Annotated in this window: 15 protein-coding genes; 9 read left to right on the top strand and 6 right to left on the bottom strand. The window is 70.0% G+C overall.

From position 1 onward, the window contains the following. Positions 1–36: 36 nt before the first annotated feature. The 4 genes from pstS to pstB are packed head-to-tail and all read left to right on the top strand — an operon-like array spanning position 37 to position 4,159. Positions 37–1,125, top strand: coding sequence for a phosphate ABC transporter substrate-binding protein PstS (pstS, locus tag AB0I88_RS08235; RefSeq protein ID WP_361020088.1), 1,089 nt, complete (start codon positions 37–39; stop codon positions 1,123–1,125). Between the two features lie 40 nt (positions 1,126–1,165). Further along, the gene (pstC, locus tag AB0I88_RS08240) at positions 1,166–2,236 is read left to right on the top strand and encodes a phosphate ABC transporter permease subunit PstC (protein WP_361020090.1); all 1,071 of its coding nucleotides are present in this window, start codon (positions 1,166–1,168) and stop codon (positions 2,234–2,236) included. 43 nt (positions 2,237–2,279) lie between these two features. Beyond that, positions 2,280–3,365 (top strand): phosphate ABC transporter permease PstA, encoded by a 1,086-nt coding sequence (pstA, locus tag AB0I88_RS08245; RefSeq protein ID WP_361020092.1) that lies wholly within the window; start codon positions 2,280–2,282, stop codon positions 3,363–3,365. A gap of 17 nt (positions 3,366–3,382) precedes the next feature. Beyond that, a complete protein-coding gene (gene pstB, locus AB0I88_RS08250) occupies positions 3,383–4,159 on the top strand; it encodes a phosphate ABC transporter ATP-binding protein PstB (RefSeq protein ID WP_361020094.1) in 777 nt (258 codons plus the stop codon). A 1,693-nt stretch (positions 4,160–5,852) separates the two neighbouring features. Here the strand turns inward: pstB and AB0I88_RS08255 are convergent. Beyond that, a complete protein-coding gene (locus AB0I88_RS08255; RefSeq protein WP_361020314.1) occupies positions 5,853–6,626 on the bottom strand; it encodes an NUDIX domain-containing protein in 774 nt (257 codons plus the stop codon). 118 nt (positions 6,627–6,744) lie between these two features. Continuing rightward, on the bottom strand, positions 6,745–7,077 hold the full coding sequence (locus tag AB0I88_RS08260; RefSeq protein WP_361020096.1) for a helix-turn-helix domain-containing protein: 333 nt from the start codon (positions 7,075–7,077) through the stop codon (positions 6,745–6,747). Here AB0I88_RS08260 and AB0I88_RS08265 point away from each other — a divergent pair. Beyond that, the gene (locus AB0I88_RS08265; RefSeq protein ID WP_361020099.1) at positions 7,020–7,997 is read left to right on the top strand and encodes a Gfo/Idh/MocA family oxidoreductase; all 978 of its coding nucleotides are present in this window, start codon (positions 7,020–7,022) and stop codon (positions 7,995–7,997) included. The two genes, AB0I88_RS08260 and AB0I88_RS08265, sit on opposite strands and share 58 nt — an antisense overlap. Here AB0I88_RS08265 and AB0I88_RS08270 read toward each other — a convergent pair whose 3' ends face one another. The 3 genes from AB0I88_RS08270 to AB0I88_RS08280 form a co-directional block, all read right to left on the bottom strand. After that, entirely contained in the window at positions 7,998–9,005 is a 1,008-nt protein-coding gene (locus tag AB0I88_RS08270; RefSeq protein ID WP_361020101.1) for an inorganic phosphate transporter, read from the bottom strand. Positions 9,006–9,008: 3 nt separating this feature from the next. Beyond that, positions 9,009–9,635 carry a DUF47 family protein gene (locus tag AB0I88_RS08275; protein WP_361020103.1) on the bottom strand — a complete coding sequence of 209 codons (627 nt, stop codon included), beginning with the start codon at positions 9,633–9,635 and terminating at the stop codon, positions 9,009–9,011. Between the two features lie 84 nt (positions 9,636–9,719). Further along, a complete protein-coding gene (locus AB0I88_RS08280; protein WP_361020105.1) occupies positions 9,720–10,667 on the bottom strand; it encodes a hypothetical protein in 948 nt (315 codons plus the stop codon). A 99-nt stretch (positions 10,668–10,766) separates the two neighbouring features. Between AB0I88_RS08280 and sigJ the strand changes: the two genes are divergently transcribed. After that, positions 10,767–11,657 carry an RNA polymerase sigma factor SigJ gene (gene sigJ, locus AB0I88_RS08285; protein WP_361020107.1) on the top strand — a complete coding sequence of 297 codons (891 nt, stop codon included), beginning with the start codon at positions 10,767–10,769 and terminating at the stop codon, positions 11,655–11,657. Here the strand turns inward: sigJ and AB0I88_RS08290 are convergent. Continuing rightward, a complete protein-coding gene (locus AB0I88_RS08290) occupies positions 11,634–12,143 on the bottom strand; it encodes a DUF402 domain-containing protein (protein ID WP_361020109.1) in 510 nt (169 codons plus the stop codon). The two genes, sigJ and AB0I88_RS08290, sit on opposite strands and share 24 nt — an antisense overlap. 155 nt (positions 12,144–12,298) lie before the next feature. Between AB0I88_RS08290 and AB0I88_RS08295 the strand changes: the two genes are divergently transcribed. From AB0I88_RS08295 to AB0I88_RS08305, 3 genes are all read left to right on the top strand, one after another. Continuing rightward, a complete protein-coding gene (locus AB0I88_RS08295) occupies positions 12,299–14,194 on the top strand; it encodes an ATP-dependent DNA helicase (RefSeq protein WP_361020317.1) in 1,896 nt (631 codons plus the stop codon). Between the two features lie 93 nt (positions 14,195–14,287). After that, on the top strand, positions 14,288–14,515 hold the full coding sequence (locus AB0I88_RS08300) for a hypothetical protein (protein WP_361020112.1): 228 nt from the start codon (positions 14,288–14,290) through the stop codon (positions 14,513–14,515). Further along, entirely contained in the window at positions 14,512–14,814 is a 303-nt protein-coding gene (locus tag AB0I88_RS08305; RefSeq protein WP_361020114.1) for a hypothetical protein, read from the top strand. Before AB0I88_RS08300 ends, AB0I88_RS08305 begins: the two co-directional genes overlap by 4 nt. Positions 14,815–14,831 lie beyond the last annotated feature (17 nt).

Raw genomic sequence — 14,831 nt, forward strand, 5'->3', positions numbered from 1 at the left:
GTGAGAGACCGGCTGCAGAACTCCGAAGGGACTACCGTGAAGCTCCAGCGGTCCGGTTTCGTGGCCGGCATTGCTTTGACTGCGACGATCGCGCTCACCGGATGCGGCTCCGACAACGAGCCGGCCGGCAGCACCTCGTCCGCGGCGCCGGGCGACTGCGTCAGCGGCAGCCTGACGGCGTCGGGCTCCACCGCCCAGAAGAACGCCATGGACGAGTGGATCAAGGCCTACCAGACCAAGTGCGCGGACTCGAAGGTCGACTACCAGGGCACCGGCTCCGGTGCGGGCATCGAGGCCTTCATCGCCGGCACGGCCGACTTCGCCGGTTCCGACTCGGCCCTCAAGGAGGAGGAGCAGCCGCAGGCCGACGCCAAGTGCGTCGGTGGCAAGGCGCTCAACCTGCCGATGGTGATCGGCCCGATCGCCGTCGTCTACAACCTCGAGGGCGTCGACGGCCTGCAGCTGTCGGCCCCCACCATCGCGAAGATCTTCTCCGGTTCGATCACCAAGTGGAACGACCCGGCGATCGCGGCGGAGAACACCTCCGCCAAACTGCCGGACGCCAAGATCGAGTCGGTGCACCGCGCTGACGAGTCGGGCACCACCGACAACTTCACCAAGTACCTCAGCAAGTCCGCCGAAGCCGACTGGACCTTCGGCAACGCGAAGGCGTGGAAGGCCCCGGGCGGCACCGGCGTCTCGAAGTCCGACGGCATCGCCACCAAGGTCAAGGGCACCGCGAACACCATCTCCTACGTCGAGATGTCCTACGCCGAGAACAGCGGCCTGCAGACCGCGAAGATCAAGAACGGTGCCGGTGAGTACGCCGAGCTGTCCGGTGAGAGCGCCGGCAAGACCTTCGAGAACGCCGAGATCAAGGGCACCGACGGCGACCTGGCCCTCAGCCTCGACTACGCCACCACCACCCCGGGCGCGTACCCGATCGTGCTGGTGACCTACGAGATCGCCTGCAGCAAGGGCAGCCCGAAGGCCAAGGAGGTCCAGGCCTTCCTGAAGTACACCTCCAGCGCCGACGGCCAGAAGGCGCTCGAGGGTCTCGGCTACGCCCCGCTGCCCGAGACGCTCCGCAGCAAGGTCGCGGACTCGGTCGCGAAGATCGCCTGACCCATCCGTCAATCCCTCCTAGACGACAGCGAGCGCGCAGATGGGTGACTACCCTTCCCGCTCGGTGAACGCCACCGCCGGCGACCTGGGCGTGACCTCGAGTCACGCCCAGGGCGCCGGCTACGGCACTTCCCCGAGCAACTTCAACGAGCCCCCGCTCGGTGGCGGTGGCGCACTGCCCAAGAAGTCCCGGTTCTCAGTCGAGACGGGCTTCCGCGGCCTCTCCACGGCCGCCGGTGCGATGGTGCTGGTCATCATCGTCGCCATCGCCGTCTTCCTGATCTCCAAAGCGGTTCCGGCACTCCAGGCCAACAACGCGAACTTCCTGACCGAGCTGAAGTGGTTCCCGAACGACACGGAACCCGTCTTCGGTATCGCCGCGCTGGCCTTCGGAACCGTCCTCAGCTCGATCATCGCGCTGATCGTGGCGGTGCCGATCGCGCTGGGCATCGCGCTCTTCCTGTCGCACTACGCTCCCCGGCGTCTGGCGACCCCACTGGGCTTCGTGATCGACCTGCTCGCGGCGGTGCCCAGTGTCGTCTTCGGTCTCTGGGGCCGGGACGTCTTCCAGGAACCGGTCCGCGAGTTCTCGATCTGGCTCAACGAGTACTTCGGCTGGATCCCGCTCTTCGGCGGTGAGGGCCCGTTCGGGCAGTCCATCATGCTCGGCGGCCTGGTGCTGGCGATCATGGTGCTGCCGATCGTCACGTCGCTCTCCCGCGAGGTCTTCCAGCAGACCCCGGGAATGAACGAGGAGGCCGCCCTGGCCCTCGGCGCCACCCGCTGGGAGATGATCCGGACCGCGGTCCTGCCGTACGGCAAGCCCGGTGTGATCGCCGCCGTGATGCTCGGCCTCGGCCGCGCGCTCGGCGAGACCATCGCCCTCGCGCTGACCCTCAGCATCGCCTTCAAAATCAACTTCAACCTGATCGAGAACGGCGGCAACTCGATCGCCGCCAACATCGCGAACGCCTTCGGTGAGGCCAACGAGACCGGCCGCGGCGCCCTGATCGCCTCCGGCCTGGTGCTCTTCGTGATCACGCTGGTGGTCAACATGACGGCGCGGGCGATCATCTACCGCCGTCGCGAGTTCCGGGACAGTGCCGCATGAGTGAGCGAAGCGTACGAATCGACGGGCCCACCGGAGTGTCGTCATGAGCCTTCTCGAACGTCAGGTTCCGGGCGTCGTCATGACGCCGGACAACATCCGCAGCCGCAAGCTCCCGATCCTCACCAACGTGCTCGTCGCGGTGGCCGCGTTCGCGGTCGCCGCCGTGATCGTGCTCGGCACCGGGATCGGCAACTGGGTGCTGGTCGCCGCGGTCGGTCCCGCGCTCTACCTGACCGGCCTCTACCTCGCCGCCAGCCGGGTGGAGGGTAAACGGGCCGCCAAGAACCGCAGCATGCAGGCGCTCATCTACTCCGCCTGCATCCTGGCGATCCTGCCGCTCGCCTCGGTGGTGTGGACGCTCGTCTCCAAGGGCGCCGAACGCCTCGACGCGAACTTCTTCGGCACCTCGATGAACAACATCGGCGCCCGAGACCCGGACGGCGGCGCCTACCACGCCATCATCGGCACCCTGGAGCAGGTCGGCATCGCCACCCTGATGGCCGTGCCGCTCGGCGTGCTCGGCGCCATCTACCTCGTCGAGTACGGCCGAGGCAAGTTCGCCGGCACGGTCCGCTTCTTCGTCGACGTGATGACCGGCATCCCGTCGATCGTGGCCGGCCTGTTCATCCTCTCGTTCTGGGTGCTGATCGTCAGCCCGTGGTTCAACAACGGGCAGCCGCGGTTCTCCGGCTTCGCCGCCTCACTGGCGCTGGCCGTACTGATGCTGCCGACGATCGTCCGCTCCACCGAGGAGATGCTGCGCCTGGTGCCCGGCCCGCTCCGCGAGGGCTCGTACGCTCTCGGCGTCCCGCAGTGGAAGACGATCCTCAAGGTCGTCCTGCCGACCGCCCTGCCCGGCATCGTCACCGGCGTGATGCTCGCCGTCGCCCGCGCGGCCGGGGAGACCGCCCCGGTGCTGCTGGTCGCCGGCGGCGCCGCGGCGATCAACTTCGACCCGTTCGGCGGCAACCAGCAGTCCCTCTCGCTCTTCGTCTACCAGCAGGCCGGAGACGCCTCCCTGTACGCGCCGGCCCGGGCCTGGACCGCCGCCCTGACCCTGGTCGCGCTGGTCCTGGTCCTGACCATCGCCGCCAAGTTGCTCGCCCGACGCAACAAACTGTCCCGGTAAAGAAGGTGTACCCCGCCATGGCAAAGCGCATCGAGGCGAGCAACGTCTCCTCCTACTACGGCTCGTTCAAGGCCATCGACAGCGTCTCGATGACGGTCGAGCCGAAGACGATCACCGCCCTGATCGGCCCGTCCGGCTGCGGCAAGTCCACGTTCCTGCGGTCCGTCAACCGCATGCACGAGGTGCTGCCCGGCGCCCGCATCGAAGGCCGCCTGACCATCGACGACCAGAACATCTACGACCCGGACGTGGACGTCACCGCCGTCCGTCGCATGATCGGCATGGTCTTCCAGCGGCCCAACCCGTTCCCCACCATGTCGATCTACGAGAACGCGGTCGCCGGCCTCAAACTCAACGGCGTCAAGAAGAAGGCGCTGCTCGACGAGGCCGCCGAGAAGTCGCTGCGCTCGGCGAACCTGTGGGACGAGGTCAAGGACCGCCTCGACCGGCCCGGCGCCGGCCTCTCCGGCGGCCAGCAGCAGCGCCTCTGCATCGCCCGCACCATCGCGGTCGAGCCGCAGGTCGTGCTGATGGACGAGCCGTGTTCCGCGCTCGACCCGATCTCGACGCTGGCGATCGAGGACCTGATGTTCAAGCTGAAGGACCGCTTCACGATCATCATCGTCACGCACAACATGCAGCAGGCCGCCCGGGTCAGCGACAAGACCGGCTTCTTCTCGATCGACAAGACCGGCGACCCGGGCCGCCTGATCGAGTACGACGACACCCAGAAGATCTTCAGCAACCCCTCTCAGAAGAAGACCGAGGACTACATCACCGGCCGCTTCGGTTAAGAACACGCACCCCGCGTGCCAGGACATGCTGGGGGGGACAGGAACACCGGTTCGGCCTTGGTGCCGGGCCGGTGTTTCCCTTTTCCGGTACGCGGCGGGCCGCTCCCGCCGAATCGGGACCGTCCCGCCTGCTCCACGCGATCACCTGCCGGGCCGGGCCTGTGCCGCGCCCGCCGGGCTGACCTGCCACGAGGGCCGCTCCGCGGCCCGACGGCCGGCCCCCAGAGACGATGCTGATGGCCAATTGTTCTCCGTGCCTTCCCGCCCCGCCCGTGCCGGCCAGCGCGCACGTAGGGCTCTGCGTGGTCGTTCACGGGTGTCACAGCGGTGGTCCGGGCACACGATCGGTGCGCTGGGCGTGCCCACCTGACCGGCACCGGGCGGGGCGAGGGCGAGCGTTTTTGCCATCTATGTCAGGGCTGACCCTGCTGGCTTATCAATGAAGGCTCGCTACCAGCGCATGTCCGGTCCGGCCCCGCTTCGCCAGGCCTCACGACGCGGGTGCGAGGTAGCGGAAACCGGGACGTGGATCTGGGATTCGATGACCGGCGACGGCGACGGCGACCGTGACCGTGTCGGTGACCGCGTCGGTGACCGGTGACCGGTGAAGACTCGTCCGCTGCGGCGGTTGCGGATGTGGACGGCATTGCGTGAACGGTGCGCTCGTCCCTGAGCAAGACCGGCGAAACGACCCGGCCAGCCACGATGACTCCCCGGCGACCGCCGCTGACGCTGCCCCCGTGGACTTCAGCGTGTGGCATCGGCCGGCCGTCACACGCCATCACCGCCACGTTCCCCGGCTGGCCCCGCACGCAGGAACGAGTCTTCGTCCGGGGAGGCGGGACGCGGATCACGGGCTATCGGTGTTCGGCAGACGTGACACCTGCAACGGGTGTCGTCACACCCACTAGGGGTGTCGTGTTCTCCGAGCACACATCACCCGGCACGCCGGCCCTCCGGCCACCGGCGGTGACGCCGTCCCGTGGACTCCAGCGTGTGGCATCGGCCGGCCGTCACACGCAACCACCGCCACGTTCCCCGGCTGGCCGCGCACGCAGGAACGAATCCCCGTCCGGGGAGACGGGACACGGATCACGGGCCATCGGTGTTCGGCAGACGTGACACCCGCAACGGGTGTCATCACACCCACCACGGGTGTCGTGTTCTCCGAACACACATCGCCCTGCACACCGGCCCTCCGCCCACCGGACGCCAGGACGCCGGGGCGGCAGGACGCCGGGGTGGCAGGGCACCGGGGCGGCAGGACGCCGGGGCGACAGGGCGACAGGGCGGCAGGGCGACAGGGCGGCGGGGCGGCAGGGGCGTGCCGTCGGTGCGCTGGGGGCGCCCGCCCGGCGGGCAGAGGGGGCCGAGCGATTCGGCACGCACGCGGGGCCCTGCGTGGTTGCTCACGAGTGTCACAGCGGGGCTCGGGCGCACCGTCGGAGCGCTGTGCGCCCCGCCCGCCCGGCGGGCGTGCAGGCGGGCGGGGCGGGCGAATTGGTCAGCAGGGTCAGAGACGTCTCGAAGGCACTGAGGCAGCCCCCAGCACCAGCTGGACCACCGACCTCAGCCCGGCGGGCGCGTCGCGGGCGTGAGTGGGCAGCTGATCGCGTGGAGCGGGCGGAACGGGCCCGATTCCGTGGGAGCGGCCCACCGCGTACCGGAAACGGGTTTGATCTGAGCGGGCGGATCAGGACGGGATGTGCAGGGTGACCTGGCCGTCCTTGATCTCGACCCGGGGGTTGAGGGGTGTGGCCGCGTCGCGGTGGGCGGAGGCGGCGACGACGTCCGGGATGGTCCGGCAGGCGCCCAGTTGGTCGAGGGTGCGCCGGGTGGGCGGCAGCATCGGCAGGCCGGCCGTGTCCTCGATGGTGATCCAGGCGGTGCGGTCGGCTTCGCCGGAGACGTCCCGGGTGGTCTGCGCCTCCGGGAGCAGGGCCACGAAGAACCAGGTGTCGAACCGTTTCGGCTCGAACTCCGGGGTGATCCAGCGGGCCCAGGGCAGCAGCAGGTCGTCGCGCAGGCGCAGGCCGCGCCGGGCGAGCAGTTCGGTCATGGTGAGTTCGCGGCGCTGGACGGCGGCCCGGTCGCTCTCCCAGTCGACGCCGTCGGTGGCGGTGGCCGTGTGATCCGGTTCGGCGACCGGGCCGGCCAGCAGGATGCCGGTCTCCTCGAAGAGCTCCCGGGCGGCGGCGCCGACCACCGCGTGCGCCTCCTCGGCGGGCAGGCCGAGATGCTCCGGCCAGTCGTCGCGGATCGTGTCGGGGCGGTCCGAGGGGTCCACGGTCCCGCCGGGGAAGGCGTAGACGCCGCCGAAGACCATGGTCGAGGCACGGCGCAGGACGTAGACCTGGAAGGTGTCGGCGTGCGGCCGGAGCAGGACCACGGTGGCCGCCGGGCGGGCCGGGACCGGTGGGCCGGTGAACTCACGTGCGCGCTGGGACATGGCGGGGGGAAGCGGCATCGAGTCGGTCACCGGTCGATCGTGCCACCGGTGGTGCTCCGGGCGATACGGTATCGATCTTGACTTCTCTCCGCCGAAGGGCGGGATTCCACTGGGTCGCCCCAGAGTGTTTCCTGCTTCATCGCCGATCGCCAGCCCGGGAGGTGGTTCCCCGTTGAGGTCTCACATCAGCTCGACAGGCCGTTACCGCCAGCCCGGCGGCCACCCGCACACACCCGAACGTGCGGGTCAGCAGGTCAGCCTGGTTCGGGGTGGGATGGAACCGGTACCGGTAACCCCGTGTCACCGCAATCAGCCTCGACACAGGCTGGAACGTCTGTTCGGTGCCTGGTGCGGCGGGGATCCGCTTTCTGGTCCAGCGGGAAAGGCCGGATCGTTTATGAAAGGACTCGTATGACCGGACAGAAGGTGCGCTGGGGGATTCTGGGCCCCGGCGGGATCGCCAGCACATTCGCGGCCGACCTGCCCCTGGTGGCGGGCGCCGAGCTAGCCGCCGTCGGCTCGCGCAGTCTCGCGGGCGCCGAGGCGTTCGCCGAGCGGTTCGGGTTCGCCCGGGCGCACGGCTCGTACGCGGAGCTGGCGGCCGACGACGGCGTCGACGTGGTGTACGTGGCCACACCGCACGCCTTTCACCTGGACGCCGCGATGATGTGCGTGGAGGCGGGCAAGGCGGTGCTCGTGGAGAAGCCGATCACGGTGGATCTGGCCTCCGCGGCCCTGCTGATCGAGGCGGCCCGGGCGCGTGGGGTGTTTCTCATGGAGGCCATGTGGATGCGGTGCAACCCGGCGATCCGCAAGATCGCCGAGCTGGTCGCGGGGGGTGCGATCGGTGATGTCAGTGCCATCCACGCCGACTTCGGGCTGCAGGGCCCGTTCGAGGCCACGCACCGGCTGCGTGACCCGAAGCTGGGCGGCGGGGCGCTGCTCGACCTGGGCGTCTACCCGATCCACCTGGCCCATCTGATTCTCGGCTCGCCGGCGTCGGCGCACGCCTGGGCGCATCTCACGCCGGAGCGCGTCGACGAGAACACCGGGGTTCTGCTGGGCTACCAGGCGGGTGCGGTGGCCGCGCTGACCTGCAGCATCAACGGCGCCAGCAAGAACGCGGCCTCGATCACCGGCACCGCCGGGCGGATCGACCTGCCGGTCGGGTTCTTCGTGCCGCGCTCGTTCGTGCTGAACCGTCCGGACCACGCCCCGGAGACGTTCGAGTTCCCGTTCGAGGGCAGCGGTTACCAGTTCGAGGCGGCCGAGGTGCAGCGCTGCCTGCTCGCCGGTGAGCTGGAGAGCCCGATGGTCTCGCAGGCCACCACGCTCGAGGTGATGGCCCTGCTGGACGCGCTGCGCGACCGGATCGGTGTGGAGTACTGATCAGTTGAACAGCGGCCGCACGACGAAGTAGATCAGGCAGGCGAAGAACGCGGCGGCGGGGAACGTCGTGATCCACGCGATCACGATGTTGCCCGCCACGTTCCAGCGGACCGCGCTCAGCCGTTTCGTCGCGCCCACGCCCATGATCGCCGAGGTGATCGTGTGTGTCGTCGAGATCGGCGCGTGCAGCACCAGGGCGTTGAAGTAGAGCACCGAGCTGGCGACCGTCTCGGCGGCGAAGCCCTCGGCCGGGCCCAGGTCGATGATCTTGCGGCCCAGGGTGCGGATGATCCGCCAGCCGCCCGCGTAGGTGCCCGCCGCCAGTACGGTCGCCGACGTCCAGTACACCCACTCCGGGATGTGCGTGGGGTCGCTCTGGATGCCGCCGGTGTAGAGGGCCAGCACCACGATGCCCATCGTCTTCGCGGCGTCCTGCATGCCGTGCCCGACCGACATGGCCGCCGCCGACCCGGTCTGTGCCCAGCGGAACCCGCGGTTCAGCCGGCCCGGGTGGCCGCGCCGGAAGATCCACATGATCGCGACCATCATCACGAAGCCGAGCATCAGCCCGACCACAGGTGACACGACCATCGGGATGAGCACCTTGTTGATGATGTTGTCCCATTGGACCTCGCCGACCGTGGCGAAGAGGGTGGCGCCGACCAGGCCTCCGAAGAGCGCGTGCGACGAGCTCGACGGCAACCCGAAATACCAGGTGATCAGGTTCCAGGTGATGGCGCCGAGCACGCCGGCGAAGACGATGCCGAGGCTGGGCACCCCGACCGGCAGGTCGACCAGGCCGTCACCGACCGTCTTGGCCACCTCGGTGCCCAGGTGGGCGCCGACGAAGTTGCCGACCGCGGCCATCGCCAGCGCGGCCCGTGGGGTCAGCGCCCGGGTGCTCACGCTGGTGGCGATGGCGTTCGCGGCGTCGTGGAAGCCGTTCGTGTAGTCGAACGCCATCGCGGCCAGGATCACCGCCACGACGGCTATGAATTCGGCATCCAAGGCCTAGGACTCCTTGACCGCGATGGTCTCGACCGTGTTGGCCACGTGCTCGAAGGCGTCACAGGCCGCCTCCAGCTCGTCGACGACCTCCTTCATCTTCAGGACGGTCAGGGCGTCGTACTCCCCGGAGAAGAGCCGGACCAGCAGCATCCGGTAGGCGCGGTCGCCGTCGTTCTCCAGGCGGTTGATCTCGATCCAGTAGTCCTCGAGGTTCTTCATCGTGCGCAGCCGGGGCATCGCCTCAGCGGTGATCTTCGCCTGCTGGTCCAGCACCGTGACCAGCTCGTGCATCTCCCGCGGCAGCGACGGCAGGTCGGTCAGCCCGTACAGGTAGAGCAGGTTGCCGGCCGCTTCCAGGTGGTCCATCACATCGTCCAGCTGGGAGCCGAGCGAGTAGATGTCCTCACGGTCGAACGGCGTGATGAAGGTGGAGTTGATCTTCTTGTACAGCTCGTGGGTGATCGAGTCGCTGTCGTGTTCCACGTCGCTCAGCCGGTCGGCGACCGACTGGACGTCCACTCCGGGCAGCGCGAGCTCGTTGAGCAGCTCGGTTCCCTTCACCAGATTGGACGCGGCCTTGGTGAAGAGTTCGTAGAAGGCGCCCTCGACGGGGCGGAATGAGAACTTCACGGCGCGGACCTCGATCGACGGTCTTGTGGATGGATCTCCGGAGGCATGCTATCGGTCCACGCGGCTTCACCCTTCGCGACGGGGTTAAACCTGCTCGTGACGTCCGGCGGCGCGGGGCGCGTTCGGGCGGGGCGCGGTACGGCGTACCGCCCTGGTCGGAAGGTGCGGCCGGGGAGTCCCACTGACCGGGTGCCGGCGCAGGTGCCGGGCCAGCCCGGCGAGGTCGGTGTCGGCGATCACGTCCACACCGGCCGCTCCCAGTTCGGACCAGACCGCGGCGCGGGCCTTGCGGGAACCCTCCGGCAGCCCGGAGATCCGGACCGTCCGGCCGTCGTCGTGCGCGGCCCGGACCAGCGCGTGCAGTTGGTGCCGTTCCTCGGCGGTGATCGGCTCCTGACCGTCCCAGCCGAACCGCCTCGTCCAGCACTCGCTCACCATCGGGACCAGATCCGGCGGGGCGGAGCGGGATCCCAGGTCGTCGAAGGTGCCGTCGGCGAACGCGTACCGCTCCGGCTGGGACGCGAGCAGTTCCCGGACGTCGACCACGCCGGTCACGGTGACGGTCACCGCGCCCGCGGTCAGCGTCCCGGCGCGGCACCGGCTGAGCAGCCCGGCGTGGTCCCGCAACTGCCGGTCCAGCATCCGGTAGGCGCGCAGCAGCGCCTGCGGGTCCCGGTTCGTCCCGCCGAACTCGACCACCAGGCGGAACGGCGCCTCCTGGCCGGGCCACAGCTTGCCGTCGGCGGCCGTGGCGCGGGCGAAGAGCGGGCCCAGCACCAGGCGGCGCAGGGTCCGGCCGGGCTGCGGCGCGCCCGGTCCCAGGAAGAGTTCACCGCGCGGGCCGGGGATCACGCGTACCGTCATCCCGCCCAGTCCGAGCCTGACCACCCCGGGCAGCGGGTCGGCGACCGTGGGCCCGGTCAGCGCGTGCCCGGAGGTCAGCCAGGAGCGCCGGGAGCGGCGGAGCACCGCGACCGAGACCGCGCCACCGGCGCCGGCGAGCCCGGCCAGGCCGCCGGCGTAAGTCGCCATGTCCTGCACCACGCACCATCCGATTCGTACTGTATGGGTGTTTCATACTGTGGCACAGCCGACACCCGGGAACCGGCAATCTCCCGCAGAATTTCTCCCATGCCGTCGCCGACCGTCACCGAGTTCGAGACTCACCGTCCCTATCTGACGGCCGTCGCCCACCGCATGCTCGGCAACCGGGCCGAGGCCGAGGACGCGGTCCAGGAGGCCTGGCTGCGCTACGCGCGACAGCCGGCCGCGGCCATCCGGGACGCGCGGGGCTGGCTCACCACGGTCACCGGCCGCATCTGCCTGGACCAGCTCAACTCCGCTCGGGTACGCCGTACCGCGTACCCCGGCGAATGGCTGCCCGCCTTCGTGGTCGAACCGGACGCCGGCCCCGCCGACCGGGCCGAGATCGCCGACCAGGTCGGCCTCGCGCTGCTGGTCGTGCTGGAGCGGCTCACCCCGGAGCAGCGGGTCGCGTTCGTCCTGCACGACGCGTTCGGCGTGCCGTTCGACGAGGTGGCCGCGGTGCTCGACAGCACACCGGCGGCGGCCCGCCAGCACGCCTCCCGGGCCCGCCGGGCGGTCTCCGGCGCTGGCGTCCGGCACACCGCCGGGCCGGCCGAGCAGCGGCGGGTGCTCGACGCCTTCCTGGCCGCGGCGCAGGACGGCGACATGCGCCGGCTCGCCGCGATCCTCGCCCCCGACGTGGTCGCGGTCAGTGACGGTGGCGGAGTGGTCCGCGCCGCGCTCCGGCCGATCCACGGGGTGGAGAAGGTCACCCGGTTCTTCACCGGCCTGGTCGCCAACCGGTTCGCCGACGTCAGCGATCTCACCATGGAGCCCGTGCTGGTCGAGGGCTCGGCCGCGGTGCTGATCCGGGGCGATTGGGCGGACGGCGGCAGACTGGCCGTGGTGCTCGGGGTGGCGGTCGACAACGGGCTGATCACCGGCCTGTTCAGCCAGCAGAACCCGGAGAAGCTAGTCCTGGGTGACCTCGAGTAGGTGCTTGCGGTAGTGCGAGGCGAACGGCTCCGTGCCGTCGCCGAGCATCCCGAGCAGGTGGTGCGCCGCGGCGTAGGCGTGCTCCACGAGATCGTCCGGGTAACCGAAGGCGACCCGGTGCACGGCGAACTCGTCCTCGTCGCGCAACTCCACCAGGCCGGTCTCGCGGCGGCGGACCGCGTCCAGATCCAGATCGATGATGTAGACCGTGTCACCCTCCCAGCGGGCCGGGGTGGTGATGTCGCAGTAGACCTCGCTGGTCCGCGGCGGCGGGTTGAACATCCCCGTCCACCAGGAGTGGTGCGGAATGAGCAGAACGAACGGAATCTGTTCCACCGAGGGGCGTCCGTGGTAGACCGAAGCGGTGCCACGGGTCACACCCACCCAGGTGCCCAGGTCGTCCTCGGCCAGGCGGCGGGCCGGGTAATCACGATGTGCCGAACCGTCGTACTTCGTGTAGATGACCCGGACCATCTCGCTCGGCATGGCTTGCACCCTAGCGGTGACCCGGTTATGTCGGTGGTGGCGGGTACGGTTCCTCCGTGCCCGCAGCTTCCAAGAAGAAGGCCACCGCTGGACAGCTACTCGCCGCCGCGGTCGGCGCCGTCCCCGGCGGGTCCGCCCGCCCAGGTCAGCAGGCCATGGTCGAGGCCATCGAGAAGTCGATCAAGGACCGCGAGCACCTGCTGGTCCAGGCCGGCACGGGCACCGGCAAGAGCCTCGGCTACCTCACCCCGGCCCTGCTCGTCGACGGCCCGGTGGTCGTCTCCACGGCCACCCTGGCCCTGCAGAATCAGCTGGTCGAGCACGACCTGCCCCGGCTCGCCGACGCGGTCCAGCCGGTGCTCGGGCGCAAACCCACGTTCGCCGTGCTCAAGGGCCGCCACCACTATCTGTGCGCGGCCAAGCTGGAGCACGCCGACGAGGAGGGGCCCACCGACACCCTCTTCGACGCCGCCCCCGCGCCCAAGGCCGGCCAGTGGCTCGGCGAGGCGGGCCGGCTCGGCAAACAGATCCTGCGCATCCGCAAATGGTCGGAGAAGACCCAGACCGGTGACCGCGACGAGCTGGACCCCGGCGTCGACGACACGGCCTGGCGGCAGGTGTCCATGCCGGCACGGGACTGCGTCGGGGCCACCCGGTGTCCGTACGGTGCGGAGTGTTTCGCCGAAGCCTCCCGCGCCCGGGCCCGCGAGGCCGACATCGTCGTCACCAACCACAGCCTCCTCGCCGTCGACATGCTCGCCGGCCGGCAGATCGTCCCGCCGCACAAACTGCTCGTCGTCGACGAGGGCCACGAGCTCGCCGACCGGGTCTCCTCGGCCGCCCAGGCCGAGATCACCCCGGAGGCCGTCGAGCGGGCCGCCCGCCGCTCCCGCACCCTGATCCCGCCGGCCGCCGCCGAGCGGCTCGCCGAAGCCGCCGACGCGCTCACCGTCGGCCTGGCCGACGTGCCCGCCGGGCGGCTCACCGACGGCCTGCCCGAGGCGCTGCGGATGGCCGTCGCCACACTCGAGTCGGCCACCCGGGCCGGGCTCACCGGGATCGGCGAGATCAAGGCCGACGACCCCGACCCGGTCGGCAAACAGCAGGCCAAGGCGGTCCTCGACGAGCTGTCCGACACCGCCCAGCGGCTGTTGGAGGAGAACGCGTTCGACGTCGCCTGGGTGGAGAAGTCCGACCTGGGCAACGGCCGCCGGGCGCTCGTGGTGGCGCCGCTGTCGGTCGCCGGCACCCTCTCCGAGAGCCTCTACAAGGACCGGACCGTGGTGGTCACCTCGGCCACCCTCACCCTGGGCGGCCGGTTCGACACGGTGGCCCGCTCCCTCGGGCTGCCCGCGCCCACCGACGGCTCCGCCTCCGGCGACGGCTGGACCTCGCTGGACGTCGGGTCCCCGTTCGACTACCCCAAGCAGGGGATTCTGTATGTGGCGGCGCACCTGCCCCGGCCCGCCGCGTCCGGGCTGCCCGACGGGGCCGGCGCCGAGTTGCTCCGACTGGTCGAGGCGCTCGGTGGGCGTACTCTCGGGCTGTTCTCCTCCCGCAAGGCCGCCACCCAGGCCGCCGAGCTGCTGCGCGCCAAGACCGACCTGCCGATCCTGCTTCAGGGCGAGGAGACGCTGCCGATCCTGGTCCGCAAGTTCAAGGAGGACCAGGCGAGCTGCCTCTTCGGCGTGATGTCGCTGTGGCAGGGCGTCGACGTCCCCGGCGACTCCTGCCAGCTCGTCGTCATCGACCGCCTGCCCTTCCCGCGCCCGGACGAGCCGCTGGCCGCCGCCCGTTCCGCCGCGGTGGACGCCTCCGGAGGCTCCGGCTTCTCCTCGGTCAGCGTCCCGATCGCGGCGGTCCGCCTGGCACAGGGCGTCGGCCGCCTGATCCGCTCCACCGGCGACAAGGGCGTGGTCGCGGTCCTCGACTCCCGCCTGGAGACGGCCCGCGGTTACGGCGCCTTCCTCCGGAAGTCCCTGCCCCCGTTCTGGTACACGACTCGTCCCGACGTCGCCGAGGGCGCCCTGCGCCGCCTGTCCCAGACCTGACCGGGTGACACGGGGTTGTCATGGAGCAATTGGCGCTAGTACGCTTGTCCAATGACACCCTCAACATCGGAACTGCGTATTAAGGTGGGGCCTATGCCCACCGAGAGGATCACCCTCGACCTGGACGCCACGGGGCTCTACGCGGCTCGTTATGCGGCTGCGGCGCGGAGTCAGTCCCTGGATGAATGGATCTCGAAAGTCGTGCGCGACCACGCGATCCGCGATGCGCTGGAAGTCGATGGTCCCCGGGACGATCTCGACGAGCCGCCAGGGTGGGCCGACGAGATCATGGACAACATCTTCCGTGAGGACGAAGAGTGAGGCGTGGTGAGGTTTGGACGGCCTCCCGTTTCGGTCATGACCGGAAAGTCTTGATCGTTGGCAATGAGTCCGTCGCTCGCGATCGGGAAGGCATCCTGGTCGTCCCGATCTCCGACGTCCTTCCGCCGGGCCTGGTTGAGCCGGTCGTTCGCGATGTCAACGGAGCCGTGCTCGGCGTGGCACAAACCCCGCGCGTCGGCCAGGTGAACAAGGAGACGCTCAAAGCTCGAGCGGGCGCACTGGCCCCGGCCAGCGTTGAGATAGTCGACATCTCGCTGCGCACGGTGCTTGATCTATGAGCTGATTCCTGGAGCCT

The organism is Actinoplanes sp. NPDC049802 (genome assembly GCF_040656595.1).
Classification (GTDB): Bacteria; Actinomycetota; Actinomycetes; order Mycobacteriales; family Micromonosporaceae; genus Actinoplanes.

Coding starts and splice junctions, on each gene's coding strand:
- pstB (WP_361020094.1), top strand. CDS start 3,383: ATGGCAAAGCGCATCGAGGCGAGCAACGTCTCCTCCTACTACGGCTCG.
- AB0I88_RS08255 (WP_361020314.1), bottom strand. CDS start 6,626: ATGCCGCTTCCCCCCGCCATGTCCCAGCGCGCACGTGAGTTCACCGGC.
- pstC (WP_361020090.1), top strand. CDS start 1,166: ATGGGTGACTACCCTTCCCGCTCGGTGAACGCCACCGCCGGCGACCTG.
- AB0I88_RS08260 (WP_361020096.1), bottom strand. CDS start 7,077: ATGTGCTGGCGATCCCGCCGGGGCCCAGAATCCCCCAGCGCACCTTCT.
- AB0I88_RS08290 (WP_361020109.1), bottom strand. CDS start 12,143: ATGCCGAGCGAGATGGTCCGGGTCATCTACACGAAGTACGACGGTTCG.
- AB0I88_RS08280 (WP_361020105.1), bottom strand. CDS start 10,667: ATGGCGACTTACGCCGGCGGCCTGGCCGGGCTCGCCGGCGCCGGTGGC.
- AB0I88_RS08265 (WP_361020099.1), top strand. CDS start 7,020: ATGACCGGACAGAAGGTGCGCTGGGGGATTCTGGGCCCCGGCGGGATC.
- pstA (WP_361020092.1), top strand. CDS start 2,280: ATGAGCCTTCTCGAACGTCAGGTTCCGGGCGTCGTCATGACGCCGGAC.
- AB0I88_RS08300 (WP_361020112.1), top strand. CDS start 14,288: ATGCCCACCGAGAGGATCACCCTCGACCTGGACGCCACGGGGCTCTAC.
- AB0I88_RS08295 (WP_361020317.1), top strand. CDS start 12,299: ATGGTCGAGGCCATCGAGAAGTCGATCAAGGACCGCGAGCACCTGCTG.
- sigJ (WP_361020107.1), top strand. CDS start 10,767: ATGCCGTCGCCGACCGTCACCGAGTTCGAGACTCACCGTCCCTATCTG.